Raw genomic sequence first — 15230 nt, 5'->3', positions numbered from 1 at the left:
CGGTTCTCCGGCGCAAAGGGTTGTCCTTGGGCAACCCTTTTTCATTTCAGCTTTCTCATTTCAGATCTGGCAATGATCGAAAGACAACTCTGGCATCCCGTAGCGCTTGTCAAAGACGTGGCGAACGCGCCCGTCGCGGTTCGGCTGCTGGGTGAAAACATCGTTTTGTGGCGCGACGACAAGGCTGCCGTGCACGCCTGGCCCGACCGCTGCCCGCACCGAGGCGCTCAGCTTTCGCTGGGGCGCGTGGTCGACTGCGAGGGCACTGCGCACCTTGAATGCCCCTATCACGGCTGGCGCTTCGAGGCGGGAGGCCATTGCACGCAAGTACCCGCTCTGCCCGCGTTCGTCCCTCCGGCGACACACCGCGTTACACCGCACGCAGCGCATGAGGCGAATGGGCTGATCTGGGTTCAACTTGCGGCGCCGGAAGGGAGCGGCGATGAATTGCTGCCCACGTTCGCCGCAGAAGCCGATGCGAGCCTTCGCAAGATCGACTGCGGACCCTACGACGTCGAAACCAGCGCTCCCCGCTTGATCGAGAACTTTCTCGACATGGCGCACTTCGGCTTCGTGCATGAAGGCTGGCTAGGTGCGCGAGACATGGCAGCCATCGACGACTACCGCGTCGAAGCCACGCCCAACGGCCTTCTTGCCACCGGGTGCAAGGCATGGCAGCCGCAGTCGACCGTCAATTCGACCGCGCCCGCGCAGGTCGAATACACCTACGAGGTCACTGCGCCGTATGCGGCGGTGCTCACCAAGGTGCCCGACGCGGTGAGCGTCGGCATCGGCGACTACCGCGAATCGATCGCGATGTACATCTGCCCGATCGACGCCGAGCGTTGCCGTGTCTGGTTCCGCTTTGCGACGGCCGACTTCGAGCGCGACGAGGCTTCATTGCGCGCGTTCCAGGACACCATCTTCCTGCAGGACAAGCCGGTGCTCGAGTCGCAAAGCCCCAAGCGCCTGCCGCTCGATCTCCGGGCCGAGCTTCACACCGTGGCCGACAAGGCCTCGTCCATTTACCGCCGCCATCTCAAGACGCGCGGCATTACCTTCGGAGTCTGCTGATGAATATCTCCAAGTTCCGGCCCACCCGGCACGCAGTCCGCGACGTGCCTGCCGACCGCCTGCCCGCGCTGCTCGCCGCCATGCCCAAGGCCGAACTGCACATACACATCGAGGGCTCGCTGGAGCCCGAACTCATCTTTGCGCTGGCGAAGCGCAACGGCGTCGCCATTCCGTATGCGAGCGTGGAAGACCTGCGCCGCGCCTACGCATTCACGAACCTGCAGAGCTTTCTGGACATCTACTACGCGGGCGCCAGCGTGCTGCTCAAGGAGCAGGACTTCTACGACATGGCCTGGGCCTATCTGGAGCGCGCCGCTGCGGACAACGTCATCCGCACCGAGATGTTCTTCGACCCGCAGACCCACACCGAGCGCGGCGTGTCGATGCAGACGGTGATTGACGGGCTGCACCGCGCCTGCGTCGAGGCCAAGGCCAAGCTCGGAGTCGATGCCGAACTGATCCTGTGCTTTCTGCGGCACCTGAGCGAGGAAGACGCTTTCGCGACGCTCGAGCAGGCGCTGCCGTTCCGCGATCGCTTCATCGGCGTCGGCCTCGATTCGAGCGAACTCGGCCATCCGCCCGAGAAGTTCGCGCGGGTGTTCGCTCGTTGCCGTGAGCTGGGTTTTCATCTCGTCGCGCACGCGGGCGAAGAGGGACCACCAGCCTATATCTGGAGCGCGCTCGACGTGCTCAAGGTCGAGCGCGTCGACCATGGCGTACAAAGCACCAAGGACGCAGCGCTCATGAAGCGGCTCGCACACGACCGCATCCCGCTGACCGTGTGTCCGCTGTCGAATCTCAAGCTCTGCGTTTTTCCCGATCTCGGCCAGCACAACCTACGGGAGTTGCTCGATGGCGGTCTGGTGGCGACGGTGAACTCGGACGACCCGGCTTATTTCGGCGGCTACATGAACCAGAACTTCATCGAGACCTTTGCCGCCACCGGCCTCACTGCGCAGCATGCTTGGCAACTGGCCGCCAACAGTTTCGAAGGGAGCTTTGTCGAGGCGGCGGCCAAGCGTGCCTATGTCGACCGGCTCAACGCTGTGTTCGACGGCTTCGCCTGAGCGGCGTGTTTGAGTTCGTCACGTCGGGGACGTGGGTTTGGGTTTCGTCATCGTTTCGCCACGGACGAGGGTTAACGTCCAAAGGGTTTTCCCTTACTTCCCTCATCCAAAGGATTCGACATGAAACTCTCCCAGATCACGTGTGGCGCGCTTTTGGCCGCATGCGCCGTTGCCAGCGCCCAGGCTCAGACCGTTCAAGGCCGCAGCCGTGCCGATGTCCAGGCCGAGGCCGTCGCCGCAGCCCACGCGCCCAACCAGAACGTGACGCGCGGCTCGCGCGGCGCTGAAGTCTTCACGCCGATGGCCGATCCTGAAAAGATGGCGCAGCAAGCGATCGCAACGGCGCATGCACCGGACCAGAACGTGACGCGCGGTTCGCGCGGTGCGGAGCCCTTCACGCCGATGGTCGACCCAGCGGTCATCAATGCACAGGCAATCGCCGCTGCTTCGGCGCCGGATCAGAACGTCGTAGGCGGCTCGCGCGTCAACAGCCGAGTCATTTCAACCATGAAGAATCCGGCGACCGCTTCCAAGTAGAAAAAATCCATAGAAAGAAAAAGGGGCGCGGCCTGAGCAGCGCCCCTTTTTGCTTCCTGGTTCAAAGATCCGGCTTGCCGAAGGCCGGATCACTCACGGAATGCTTGCCAGTCTCTACGCGACCGGCAAACCGGCGGCAATAGGCCGGGTCCGAATCACAGGTCACCGAGAAGTCATACCAGCAGCCGCTGTCGTCCAGGTCCCAGTGCAACTCGGTATCTTCACCGCCCTTGACGCGAACCTGCCGCGCGTCATTGCGGTAAGCCTTGGCCTTGACGGTGAACTGGCATGGCCGGTCGCCGTCATTGCGCAGCTTCACATAGAGGTCGCCGCGGCGCTTCTCGTATCCGACGCGCAACTCCGGCTCGGGTGCACCGCGGGCGCGCAAGCGATTCAGGTCTCCCTTGAAGTGCCGATGGAAGCCGTTGGGCCCGAGCACCCAGAGATCGTAGAGACCGGCGTTGCTGGTCATGGCGCTCCAGTCGTCTTCCAGGCGCTCGCCTTGTTCGACCATGTAGCGCCTCGGAAGGCGATCGAGATTGAGCTTGTCGTAGACGTGGAACACGGCCCCTGCCTCGCCAGTATTGGCGAACACGAGCCGGACGCGCCCATGCAGTGCATCAGCGCGCGCGCTCACGTGCAGTTCATAGGGCAGCGCGCGCGACGGCCGCGTTCCGGTGGCCTGCTGCGGCAGCAGCGGGTTGGCGGGCGGCGTGATAGGCGTGAGCTTTTCCTGTTCGGCGCGCAGCGCGTCCGCCTGCGCGCGCGACTTGCGGCCTGCTAGCGTGGGCAGCACTTCGTCATTGGGATTCTCGAAATTGAAGGCGCTCGTCAGGTCGCCACACACCGCCCGGCGGAAGCGGCTGATGTTCGGCTCCTTGACGCCGAAGCGCTTCTCGATGAAGCGGACGACCGAGGTGTGATCGAACTCCTGCGAATTGACCCAGCCGCCGCGGCTCCATGGCGAGATCACATACATCGGCACGCGCATGCCGGGTCCGTACACGCGCCCGTCGGGCTGCGGTTGGCCTTTCGTGCCGGGTGGATTGGGATGCGTGAAGCGCTCGAAGGCGACTTCGCGCTCGGGCAGCGTCGTCTTGCCGGCCGGCGTGCCGTCCGGATTCAGCGAAGGCGCGGAGGGGGAAGGGCAGTGGTCGAAGTAGCCGTCGTTCTCGTCGAAATCGACGATCAGCACGGTCTTGCTCCAGACCTCGGGCACGGCAGTCAACGCATCGAGCGTCTCCTGGATGTACCAGGCGCCCTGAACCGGGCTGGACGGGCCCGGGTGCTCCGAATAGGTCGCCCCGGCAATGAGCCATGACACCTGCGGCAACTTGCCGGACTTGATGTCCTGGCGGAACCGATCGAAGTGGGTCGACGGATCGTTGAGATCGCCCGGCATCGTGTTGGCAATGCCCTTGTAGAGCGGGTTGCCGGCATCATCGCTCGCAGGATCGTAGGCGGGCGAAAGCGCGTCGTTGCTCACCGGCTTGCCCGAGACTTCGTTGGCGATGCGGTACTGCTTGAATCCCGCGAGCGGGTTGTCGCCGAAGTTGTCCGGCATGTTCTGGTAGACCATCCAGCTCACCTTGGCGGCCTGGAGGCGCTCGGGGTAGGTCTTCCATTCGTATCCGAAGGTCGATGCATCGATGGAGTCCCACTCGTTGTTGACCGACGCGACACCCGCGCCGGTCGGGCCATTGGTGCCGGTCCAAAGGAACATGCGGTTCGAATTGGTGCCCGTATGCATGGAGCAGTGATAGGCATCGCAGATCGTGAAGGCATTGGCCAGCGCAAACTGATAGGGCAACTCGGCTTCCTTGAAGTAGCCCATCGACGCGGCCGTCTTGTAGCGCGGCCATTGATTGATGCGGCCGCCGTCCCACGCGTTCTGGCCGTCCGCCCATGAGTGCGGCGTGCCGCTGAAGCGCTGGGCATTGCCCGTGCTGCCGTCGAGATGGAAGGGCAGCACCTGCCGGCCGTTGGCATCGGTCTGCTGCCAGACGTTCAGGCCCTGCGGCAGTGGGATCGTGAACCGGTCGCCGAAGCCGCGCACGCCGCGCAGCGTGCCGAAGTAATGGTCGAAGGAGCGGTTCTCCTGCATCAGGATCACGATGTGTTCGACATCCTTGATGCTGCCGGTCTTGTTGTGCGCCGGAATCGCAAGAGCGCGTCGAATGCTGGGTGGAAATGCGGCGAGCGTGGCGGCGGCAATGCCGGTCGTGGCGGTGCCTTGGATGAATTTGCGGCGCGAGTTCATGGGGTTCTCCTCCGGGAGTTGGTTCGTGGGCTGTGAACGCACACGAGACTAGGGAGAAGCCGTGACATCGCCGTGAAGAGTGTGTGACACGGGCCCGCCTCATTCAAGCACAGCGCGCGTAAAATGCCCGCCCGGCGCTGCTGCCCCGCAGCGCCATTTTTCTTTTTGGGGCCATGTAGAGGACTACCATGTACAAAAACCTCGCTGCCGCGCTCGCGGCCGCCTGCTTTTTTCTTCCCGCTTTTTCGCAACCCGCGAACACCGCAACCCCCGCGAACACCACGCCGAAGCCCGATCCGCTCAAGATCGGATTCGTCTATGTCGCGCCCGTCACCGACGCCGGCTGGGTGCGCCAGCATGAAAACGGGCGCAAGACCGTCGAGGCCGCCCTCGCAGGCAAGGTGAAGACCACCTATGTCGAAAACGTTCCCGAAGGCGCCGATGCCGAGCGCGTCATCCGCGATCTCGCGCAGCAGGGCAACAAGCTGATCTTCACGTCGAGCTTCGGCTACATGGAGCCGACGCTGAAGGTGGCGCGCGATTTTCCGGATGTGAAGTTCGAGTCGATCACCGGCTACAAGACCGCACCCAACGTCGCGATCGCCAACGCGCGCTACTACGAAGGCCGGTATCTCGCAGGTGTCGCGGCCGGCCGCATGACGAAGACCAATGTCGCCGGCTACGTCGCCGGCTTTCCGATCCCCGAAGTGCTGCAGGGCATCAACGCCTTCACGCTGGGCATGCGCTCGGTCAATCCCAAGGCGCAGGTCAAGGTGGTGTGGCTCGACGTCTGGTTCGACCCGCCCAAGGAGCGCGAAGCAGCGATGACCTTGTTCAACCAGAACGTCGACGTGATCGCCTTTCACACAGGGTCGACCGCCGTCATGGCCGCGGCGCAGGAGCGCGGCAAGATGGCCGTGGCCTATCACTCCGACATGCGCAAGGTCGCACCCGATGCGCAGATCATCGCGGTCACCCACCAGTGGGGCGAGTACTACACGCAGCGCGCGCGCGCCGTGCTCGACGGCACCTGGAAGAGCGGCAGCGTGTGGGGTGGCGTCAAGGAAGGAATGATCCGCGTGGGCGATTTCGGCACGAAGGTGCCCAAGGCCGTGCAGGACGAAGTGATGCTGCGCCAGCAGGACATCGCTTCAGGCAAGCTGCAACCTTTTCATGCCGTTGCCGACGTGCGCGACAACCAGGGCCATGTCGTCATCCCCAAGGGCCAGAGCCTGACCGATGAGCAGATCCTCAAGATGAACTGGCTGGTCGAAGGTGTTCAAGGCAAGGTCAACTGACCTCCCGCCACAGCCCGCCCTGGATTCAGTCAACGAAGCCGCTTGCGCGATGGAAGTAGGCGTCTTCGGGGTCGAGGGTCTTCACCTTGGCAGCGGGTTGCCCTGCATAGACGGCGTATTCCTCGGTGTGGACCTTGTTCAGCACCGATCCGGCGCCCAGCACTGACCTGTCGGGCAAGGCCGAGCCGCCGAGCACGGTGACCCGCGTGCCCACCAGGCAGTAGGCGCCGATGCGGATCGGCTTGCAGTCCTGCCGGCTTTCGAACACGTTGATCCCATGCGTGATGAGCTGCGATTGGTAGCCGGCGACGGTCGTGAAGGCGCCGATCTCGATCCTGTCGGTGCAATCGATGATGTGCGACTTGGTGACCGCCGCATGGTCGCCGAGCAGAAACGCCGGATCGCGCTGCGTCCGTTGCGTGAAGTGGGCGCCGCCCGGCGGGTGGCCGGTGATCCAGTTGGAGCGATTGATGATCGAGTGCGCACCGCACTCCATCCGGCCCAGGTGAATGGCGACGTTCAGGTGCCCGATGTAGGCGCCTTCGCCCATCACCAGCTGGCCCGGAAAGATATAGGACAGCCCGATGCGCGCCCCGTCCGCGATCTGGTAGCCCCAGAAGCGGCGCAAGACCCAGCGCTTGATGGCCCAGGGGAGAAACACGACGCCGAGCGCCAGCAGCTTTCTCATGGGGCCTTTCGCGGGTGCGGTTGGTTCGTCGCGCTTCGCTCGGCAATCACTCGCCGGTAAGCGGAGACGTAGTTGGATGCCATCCGTTCAGCGGTGTAGTTCGCGGCGTTCTCGAGGCCGAGGCGGCGCATCTCGTCCAGGTGCGGTGCCGCCGACTCGATCGCCGCGGCCATGGCTGTCGGATCGTTCGGATCGACGTAGACCGCGCCGGGGCCGCCAATTTCGTTCATTGGCGCACGATTGGACGTCAACACGGGGCAGCCGCAAGCCTGCGCCTCGATGACCGGCCAGCCGAAACCTTCCTGGAACGACGGAAAAAGCAGCGCCACGGCGCTCGAATAGAGCGCCCGCAGTTCCTCATGCGAGATGTTCCTGACGGTCAGGATCAGATCCGCCACGCCGTGCTGGCGTGCCACGTTCATCAATTCGTCGTTCAGGTCGGGCCCGACCAGCGCCAGGCGCTGGACGATGGCAGGCGTTCCGCCGGCCCGGGCGCGCTCTTGCAGGGCGATGAAGGCTTCGAGCACTCCGCGCCGGTTCTTGCGGTCCAGTTCCGAGCCGACGTGGAGCAGGTATTTGTCTTCGGGAGAAAGGCCGAACCGCGAAATCAGCCGCCTCGCATCGTCCGTCGGCACCGGGGCGAAGTTGTCGTTCAGGCCGTTGAGCACGGTCGTGACCCTGCGTTCGTCCGCGAAGCCCAGCGCGAGCAGGTCACGGCGGGTCAGATCCGACACGCAGGTGATGAGGTCGGCCTTTGCCAGCCCCCGTGCGATGAGCCGCTGCAGCAGCCGCCCGAACCGGCCGACCTGCCAGCCCTCGATCATGCCTTTGGCCGCTTGCACCGCGATCACGTCGTGGCACGTGACGACGTTGGGCTTGCTGTCCACCCAGGGAACGTAGATGCTGTTGGAATGATCGACCACATGAACCACGTCGGCCCAGCGCACCGGGCGCGCAATCGACGGCATGAACAGGATGAACTTGTCCACGTAGGCGGGCCACTTCCACCAGCGCGACGTCTTGAAGTAGCGCAGCAGTCGCATGGTGGGCGCGATCACGCGGACTTCGCACCCGAGCCGGGGCAGTTCACGTTCGAGGACGCGCTTGAAAGCCAGCATGCTGGCCTGTCCGTCCGGCTCGTAGTTTGCGATCAGCAGCACCTTCATCGGCTGCGGGCGCTCTTGGCGGCGTCACGTGATTTCATGATCTTCCTGGAAAGAGTTGCCGGAATTATGGTCGAGCCTCGCGCCGGTGCCGCGCTTACCATCGGCCGGAAAGCTGCAGTATTGCCGCCGTATAGCGCCCATACGCGCATGCACATCGCGTACCCGCATTGCTGACTTACCCTCCGTGCCCATGCAAGCGTACCGTGCCTCCCTTTTGCGATTCGATCCCGCCGGCCAGCCGGTCTTCGACGAAGACGGCCTCCTGGTCGTCGGCCCCGATGCCAATGGACGGCAGCGCGTGCAGGACGCCGGTGCCTACGCCGCACTCGCGCAGCGGTATCCGCAAGTGCCTGTCACGCATTGGCCCGGGCGCATCCTTGCGCCGGGGTTTATCGATATGCATGTCCATTTTCCGCAGACCGACATCATCGGCGCGCCTGCCGACGGGCTGCTGCCCTGGCTCGAGAACTACACCTTTCCGGCCGAAGGCCGCTTTTCCGACCCGGTTCATGCCGGCGAAGTCGCCGAGGTATTCCTGGACGAACTGATGCGCAATGGGGTGACGACCTCGCTGACCTTCGCCACCTCCCACCCCGCATCCGTGGACGCCTTCTTCGAGGCCTCCCGGCGACGCAAACTCCGCATGATCACGGGGAAGGTGCTGCAGGACCGCCATTCGCCTGACGGTGTACGTGACCAGACCGAGCAGAGCCTGATCGATTCCGAGGCGCTCATTCGCCGGTGGCACAACGTCGACCGGCTCGGCTATGCCATCACGCCGCGCTTTGCGCCCACCAGCACCGACGCCCAGTTGCGCGGCGCCGGCGAGTTGGCGGCCAAATACCCCGACACCTGGATTCACTCGCACGTCGCGGAAAACAAGGACGAGGTGAAATGGGCTCGGGAGCTCTTTCCGCATGCCCGTTCGTACCTCGATGTGTATGCCGGCTTCGGCCTGATGCGCGAGCGCGCCGTGTACGCGCATTGCATCCACTTCGACGACGACGATCGCCGCCTGATGCGCGAAACCCGTACCGCGACAGCCGTCAGCCCGACGAGCAATCTCTTCCTGGGCAGCGGTTTTTTCGACTTCGAAGGCGCAGATCGCATTGGCTATCCGTATGGCCTGGCAAGCGATGTCGGCGGCGGCACCAGCTTCAGCCCTTTCGCCACCATGTTGGCTGCCTACTACGCGGGCCGCGAGGGCCAGACCAAGCCCGGCGTCAGCATTCCGCCCTCGCAGCTCTGGTGGCGACACACGGCAGGGGCAGCGCGAGCGCTCGGGCTGGAAGGCGTGGTGGGCAATCTGCAGCCTGGCTGCGAGGCCGACTTCGTGGTGATCAACCCGACGGCGACGCCGCTGCTGGCGCGCAAGACGGCACTGGCGAACACGCTCGAGGAGATGCTGTTTGCCCTCATCGTGCTGGGCGACGACCGGCTGATCGAGCGGACCGTGGTCTCGCAAGCTCTCGCCGACTGAGGCAGCGGAGGGCAGGGGGACGGAGGGCCGCCGCTGCCTAGAATAGCGGCCCCTAGGAAGGACCCCCGACATGAGCATCAAGAGCGACAAGTGGATCCGGCGCATGGCCGAGAAGAACGGGATGATCGAGCCCTTCGAGCCCGGCCAGATCCGCGAGCGCGATGGTCACAAGATCATCAGCTACGGCACCTCGAGCTACGGCTACGACATCCGCTGCGCCCCCGAGTTCAAGGTCTTCACCAACATCCACAGCACGGTCGTCGACCCGAAGAACTTCGACGAGAAGAGCTTCGTCGACTTTCACGGCGACAGCTGCATCATTCCGCCCAACAGCTTCGCACTCGCGCGCACGGTCGAGTATTTCCGCATCCCGCGCAACGTGCTGACCATCTGCCTGGGCAAGAGCACCTACGCCCGCTGCGGCATCATCGTCAACGTGACGCCCTTCGAGCCCGAATGGGAAGGCTACGTCACCCTCGAATTCAGCAACACCACGCCGCTGCCGGCCAAGATCTACGCTGGCGAAGGGTGCGCGCAGGTCCTGTTCTTCGAAAGCGACGAAGTCTGCGAGACGAGCTACAAGGACCGGGGCGGCAAGTACCAGGGCCAGCGCGGCGTGACCTTGCCCAAGGCCTGAGTGGCTTCCCGAAACCTGTGGGCCACCTCGGGCCCGGTCCTACAGCATCTCGGGGCCGGAGCGGCCTTTGCCGGCTGCCCGCGACCGGCAGCATCTCGCCATCAATGTCGGAGACGTGGTGCCGCGGTGAACGCGTACCATCTTGCGACCGCTGCGGCAGCGGCAAGGAGTGCGTCATGAGATGGGAAGGCAACGAACAATCCGACAACGTCGAAGACCGCCGCGATGATGGCGGCGGCGGGGGCTTTGGCCTGCCGATCGGCGGGCGCGGGATCGGTATCGGAACGGTGGCCGTCGCGTTGATCGCCGGCTGGATCTTCGGCATCAACCCGCTGACGGTGCTCGGGCTCCTGAGCGGCGGCGAGCCGGCGCCCCAGGTGCAGCAGCAGGGCCCGGCGCACAAGCCGCCGGCCAACGACAAGGACGCGGCCTTCGTCTCCACCGTGCTCAGAAACACCGAAGTGGTCTGGGGTGACATCTTCCAGCAGCGCGGCGCGAGGTACACGGCGCCGAAGCTGGTGCTCTTCCGCGGCGCCACGCCGACCGCCTGCGGCACCGGCCAGTCGGCTATGGGTCCTTTTTATTGCCCCGGCGACCAGAAGGTCTACATCGACCTCGGCTTCTACGACACGCTGAGAAACCAACTCGGCGCGCCCGGCGTCTTCGCGCAGGCCTACGTCATTGCGCACGAAGTCGGCCATCACGTGCAGGACGAACTCGGCGTCACCGGCAAGGTCGACCAGATGCGCGGCCGTTTGAGCCACGGCCAGAACAACGCGCTGAGCGTCCGTGTGGAACTGCAGGCCGATTGTTTCGCCGGCGTCTGGGCTCATCATTCCCAGGAGTCCAAGCAGTGGCTGGATCCGGGCGACATCGAATCCGCCATGAACGCCGCCCAGAAAATCGGCGACGACGCCCTCCAACGCTCAGCCGGCCGCGCCGTCGTCCCCGACAGCTTCACCCACGGCAGCAGCGCCCAGCGCCAACGCTGGTTCATGACCGGCTTCAAGAGCGGCAACATGGAAGACTGCGACACCTTCGCCTCAAAAAGCCTCTAAAAACCCGCCAGCCAGTGTGCCTTCATTCGCCCCCCCCCGCAGCGGGACGGCGAAATCCTAGAAACACTGCGGAACTGGCTTCGCCAGGCCGCCGGTGTTGCCCCCGGTCAGGGGGTAGGCGAAGCGACACAAAGTGCGCGGAGCCTGGGGGTGAGAGAATGCTCGGCTTCATGACAAGCTCCTTCTCCAATCTTTCCCTGGCCGAACCGCTGGCGCGCGCCGTAGCCGAAATGGGCTACGAAACCATGACGCCGATCCAGGAGCAGGCCATTCCCGTGGTCCTGTCGGGCCAGGACGTGATGGGTGCCGCCCAGACCGGCACCGGCAAGACGGCGGCGTTCTCGCTGCCGTTGCTGCAGCGGATGCTCAAGCACGAGAACAGCTCCACCTCGCCCGCGCGCCATCCGGTGCGCGCCCTGGTGCTGCTGCCGACGCGCGAGCTCGCCGACCAAGTCGCGCAGCAGGTCAAGCTGTACGCCAAGTACACGAACCTCCGCAGTGCAGTGGTGTTCGGCGGCATCGACATGAAGCCGCAGACGCTCGAACTCAAAAAAGGCGTCGAAGTGCTGGTAGCAACGCCCGGCCGCCTGCTCGACCACATCGAGGCCAAGAACGCGGTCCTCAACCAGGTGGAGTACGTGGTGCTCGACGAGGCCGACCGCATGCTCGATATCGGTTTCCTGCCCGACCTGCAGCGCATCCTGTCCTATCTGCCCAAGCAGCGCATCACGCTGCTGTTCTCGGCAACCTTTTCCCCTGAAATCAAGCGGTTGGCTGGCAGCTACCTGCAGAACCCGGTCACGATCGAGGTCGCGCGGCCGAACGAAACGGCCTCCACGGTCGAGCAGCGCTTTTACAGCGTGGGTGACGACGACAAGCGCCGCGCGCTGAAGCAGATCGTGCGCCAGCGCGGCATCACGCAGGCCTTCGTCTTCGTCAACAGCAAGCTGGGCTGCGCGCGGCTCGCGCGTTCGCTCGAGCGCGAGGGGCTCAAGACCACCGCGCTGCACGGCGACAAGAGTCAGGACGAGCGACTCAAGGCGCTTGCTGCATTCAAGGCCGGCGAGGTCGACCTGCTGGTTGCGACCGACGTCGCTGCGCGCGGACTCGACATCAAGGACGTGCCGGCGGTGTTCAATTTCGACATTCCGTTCAACGCCGAAGATTATGTGCACCGCATCGGACGCACGGGTCGCGCCGGAGCCTCAGGCCTGGCGGTGAGCTTCGCCAGCGGCGGCAACGACGTTCGACTCGTCGCCGACATCGAGAAATTGATCAAGAAGAAGATCGAGCTCGAGCCGATCGAGTTCGAGGAAGACCGTCCGCGCGGCCGCATCAACGATGGCCGCCGCCATTGGCGCGAAGAGGGCGAAGCGGGCGATGCACGCGACGTGCTTGACACGCTGGACCGCCCCCGCGACCGTGGCGATGCCCGTTCGGCTCGAGGCGGTCGCCCCCACCGTGCACCCGCGGCCCCCCGAGACCCGTTCTTCGAGCAGCCCTATGAGGCGCCCGCCGAGCGCGAAGCCGCCCCCGCATGGGAAGCCGCGGCCAAAGCTGCGCCTGCCCGAGGGCTCTCCAGCAACATCAAGAGCAAGCGCAAGGTGCCCGCCCTCTTCAAGTCGGCGGAATAGGGCTCGCCCCCAGGTTGCCCGCACTACTTCGTGTCGGGCGCCCACCCCCTGCCGGGGGCAACACCAGCGGCCCGGCTAAGCCGGTTCCGCGGTGTTTCTCGAAGGGGGCTGATCTATGCTCAGCCTGGTTTTTGGGCTTGGGGGCATTTCACCTGGATCAGCTCGCGTTCTTGCGTAGATGCGCCAAAGCGCACGGCGCTGAGGCAACCGCCCCACACGCAGCCCGTGTCGGTCGAGATCAGGTCCGGCCGTGACAACCAGCCCAAGGTCGACCAGTGGCCGAAAGCGACTGTGGCGGTCGCCGTCTTGCGCGCTGGGACGTCGAACCACGGCATGTAGCCCCATGGCGCAGTGCCGACCGCATCCTTGCTCTCGAATTCCATTGCACCCTCGGCAGTGCAGAAACGCATCCGCGTCAGCGCATTGACGATGACGCGCAGCCGTTCGGCGCCGGTGAGGGCGTCATTCCACTGGTCGGGTTCATTGCCGTACATCACAGGCAGGAAATCGGCGATCGCCGGGCCGCGCAGCACCGATTCCAGTTCGGACGCCAGCGAAACGGTGTCTTCGACCGTCCATTGCGGCAAGACGCCCGCATGCACCATCAGCAGGTCGTCACCGCCGATCTTCTGATGGAGCGCCATGTGTTGGTGGCGCAGCCAATCGAGCATGAGGTCGCGGTCAGGCGCCGTGAGCACGTCGGCGGTGGTGTCCTTGCGCCCGGCCTTCTGGGCGCCATAGGCAACGGCGAGCAGGTGCAGGTCATGGTTGCCGAGAAGGCTGCGCGCCGAGGCGCCATAACGCTGCATTCGCCGAAGCACGCGGGCGGAGTCCGGCCCACGATTGACAAGGTCGCCGAGCACCACCAGAGCGTCGCGGCTCGGCGAGAAGGCGATGAGGTCGAGCAGGCGCTGCAGCGGTTCGTCGCAGCCTTGCACATCGCCGATCAAGTAAAGTGCCATGGTCCCCATTCTCTCCCGCGTCCATGGATGTTTTCCTACTGGCTTTGCTGACCACGCTCAATGCGCTGTTCGCAATGTCCGAAATGGCCCTTTCCACCAGTCGCCGCGCACGCCTCGCGGCCTTGGCAGAGACGGGCGACGCAGGTGCCGCCGCGGCGCTGAAGCTGATGGCCGATCCGACGCAGTTCCTGTCCAGTGTCCAGATCGGCATCACGTCCATTGGCATGCTGAGCGGCATCGTCGGGGAGGCGGCTTTCGCGGCGCCGCTCGCCGAGTGGATGGAAAAAGCAGGCATGGGCCGGGGCAGCGCCAGCATCGCGTCGACGGCGGTCGTCGTGAGCTGCATCACCTTTTTCACGATCATCTTCGGCGAGCTGGTGCCCAAGCGCATCGGACAGCTCTATCCGGAGCCGGTCGCGCGCTTTGTGGCGCGCCCCATGCGCGGCCTTGCCACGGCAGCCAAGCCTTTCGTCCTGCTGCTGTCGGGCGCCACGGCCGCAACCCTCAAGCTGCTGCGCATCGATTCGAACGCCGCACGCGTAGTGACCGAAGAGGAAATCTCCGCCAGTCTCGAAGAAGGCGTCGATGCCGGCGTGATCGAAATGCACGAGCACCAGATGGTGCGCAATGTGTTTCACCTCGACGATCGGCGGCTCACGTCGCTGATGGTTCCGCGCGCCGACATCGAATGGCTCGAAGCCTCTTTCACGATCGCGCAGTGCCTTCGGAAGGTTTCCGACGCCGGCGCTCTCGACCTGGTCCATTCCTGGTATCCGGTCTGCCGAAATTCGCTGGACGACGTCATCGGCGTGATCAGCGTCGCCCATCTGCTCCGGCTCGGCCCCGATCACCAAGGGACTGTCGAACAGGCGGCGCAGCCGGCCGTGTTCGTGCCTGAAACACTGACGGGCATGGAGCTGCTCGAGCAGTTTCGTCTGCGCGCCGGGCGGCTGGTGTTCGTGGTCGATGAATACGGCGTCGTCCAGGGCCTGATGGCGCCGCGCGACCTGTTGGAGGCGATCACCGGCGAATTGCAGGTGCAGACGCACGAGGAAGCCTGGGCGCGGGAGCGTCCCGACGGCGTGTGGGAGCTCGATGGCCTGATGCCGGTGTCCGAACTCCGCGCGCGGCTTGGTATTCGCGAACTGCCCGATGAAGATCGCGGCCGCTACAACACCGTGGCCGGGTTGCTGATGTCTGTCTCCGGCCAGCTGCCCGAAGTCGGCGAGCGCATCGAATGCGCAGGCTGGTGCTTCGAAGTCGCGGCCCTGGATGGCAAGCGGATCGACCGGGTGCTGGCCTATCCGGATGCGGGCGCGGATGATCTTGCGCCTTGATTTGGTCTCCTGATCTTCTCAAAAAAGATAGT

General features: G+C 64.7%; 13 protein-coding genes. 9 read left to right on the top strand and 4 right to left on the bottom strand.

Features of this window, described 5'->3' with window-relative positions; all coding sequences use genetic code 11:
- Positions 1–72 precede the first annotated feature (72 nt).
- From AC1DSF_RS15740 to AC1DSF_RS15730, 3 genes are all read left to right on the top strand, one after another.
- Positions 73–1074 (top strand): aromatic ring-hydroxylating dioxygenase subunit alpha, encoded by a 1002-nt coding sequence (locus tag AC1DSF_RS15740; RefSeq protein WP_478127121.1) that lies wholly within the window; start codon positions 73–75, stop codon positions 1072–1074.
- Positions 1074–2141 (top strand): adenosine deaminase, encoded by a 1068-nt coding sequence (locus AC1DSF_RS15735; RefSeq protein ID WP_478127120.1) that lies wholly within the window; start codon positions 1074–1076, stop codon positions 2139–2141. Before AC1DSF_RS15740 ends, AC1DSF_RS15735 begins: the two co-directional genes overlap by 1 nt.
- 120 nt (positions 2142–2261) lie before the next feature.
- A complete protein-coding gene (locus tag AC1DSF_RS15730) occupies positions 2262–2678 on the top strand; it encodes a hypothetical protein (RefSeq protein ID WP_478127119.1) in 417 nt (138 codons plus the stop codon).
- A gap of 61 nt (positions 2679–2739) precedes the next feature.
- Here AC1DSF_RS15730 and AC1DSF_RS15725 read toward each other — a convergent pair whose 3' ends face one another.
- A complete protein-coding gene (locus AC1DSF_RS15725) occupies positions 2740–4938 on the bottom strand; it encodes a phosphocholine-specific phospholipase C (protein WP_478127118.1) in 2199 nt (732 codons plus the stop codon).
- 188 nt (positions 4939–5126) lie between these two features.
- On the opposite strand from AC1DSF_RS15725, the gene AC1DSF_RS15720 reads away from it, so the two are divergent.
- Positions 5127–6236, top strand: a complete 1110-nt coding sequence (locus tag AC1DSF_RS15720) for a BMP family ABC transporter substrate-binding protein (protein WP_478127117.1) — start codon at positions 5127–5129, stop codon at positions 6234–6236.
- A gap of 25 nt (positions 6237–6261) precedes the next feature.
- Here the strand turns inward: AC1DSF_RS15720 and AC1DSF_RS15715 are convergent, their stop codons facing one another.
- Positions 6262–6924 carry an acyltransferase gene (locus AC1DSF_RS15715; RefSeq protein WP_478183101.1) on the bottom strand — a complete coding sequence of 221 codons (663 nt, stop codon included), beginning with the start codon at positions 6922–6924 and terminating at the stop codon, positions 6262–6264.
- The gene (locus tag AC1DSF_RS15710) at positions 6921–8084 is read right to left on the bottom strand and encodes a glycosyltransferase family 4 protein (RefSeq protein ID WP_478183100.1); all 1164 of its coding nucleotides are present in this window, start codon (positions 8082–8084) and stop codon (positions 6921–6923) included. The genes AC1DSF_RS15715 and AC1DSF_RS15710 overlap by 4 nt, the downstream gene beginning before the upstream one ends.
- Before the next feature lie 196 nt (positions 8085–8280).
- On the opposite strand from AC1DSF_RS15710, the gene guaD reads away from it, so the two are divergent.
- The 4 genes from guaD (at position 8281) to AC1DSF_RS15690 (ending at position 12899) form a co-directional block, all read left to right on the top strand.
- Positions 8281–9570 carry a guanine deaminase gene (guaD, locus tag AC1DSF_RS15705; RefSeq protein WP_478127361.1) on the top strand — a complete coding sequence of 430 codons (1290 nt, stop codon included), beginning with the start codon at positions 8281–8283 and terminating at the stop codon, positions 9568–9570.
- Between the two features lie 70 nt (positions 9571–9640).
- A complete protein-coding gene (gene dcd / locus AC1DSF_RS15700) occupies positions 9641–10207 on the top strand; it encodes a dCTP deaminase (RefSeq protein WP_478127114.1) in 567 nt (188 codons plus the stop codon).
- A gap of 176 nt (positions 10208–10383) precedes the next feature.
- A complete protein-coding gene (gene ypfJ / locus AC1DSF_RS15695; RefSeq protein WP_478127113.1) occupies positions 10384–11265 on the top strand; it encodes a KPN_02809 family neutral zinc metallopeptidase in 882 nt (293 codons plus the stop codon).
- A 170-nt stretch (positions 11266–11435) separates the two neighbouring features.
- Positions 11436–12899 (top strand): DEAD/DEAH box helicase, encoded by a 1464-nt coding sequence (locus AC1DSF_RS15690; protein ID WP_478127112.1) that lies wholly within the window; start codon positions 11436–11438, stop codon positions 12897–12899.
- A gap of 119 nt (positions 12900–13018) precedes the next feature.
- Here AC1DSF_RS15690 and AC1DSF_RS15685 read toward each other — a convergent pair whose 3' ends face one another.
- On the bottom strand, positions 13019–13861 hold the full coding sequence (locus tag AC1DSF_RS15685) for a symmetrical bis(5'-nucleosyl)-tetraphosphatase (RefSeq protein ID WP_478127111.1): 843 nt from the start codon (positions 13859–13861) through the stop codon (positions 13019–13021).
- 23 nt (positions 13862–13884) lie between these two features.
- On the opposite strand from AC1DSF_RS15685, the gene AC1DSF_RS15680 reads away from it, so the two are divergent.
- The gene (locus AC1DSF_RS15680; RefSeq protein ID WP_478127110.1) at positions 13885–15198 is read left to right on the top strand and encodes a hemolysin family protein; all 1314 of its coding nucleotides are present in this window, start codon (positions 13885–13887) and stop codon (positions 15196–15198) included.
- Positions 15199–15230: the final 32 nt, after the last annotated feature.

The organism is Variovorax sp. 01N429 (genome assembly GCF_056399425.1).
Note: the sequence above shows the minus strand (reverse complement) of the source record. Positions and strands in the feature narration are given on the sequence as shown.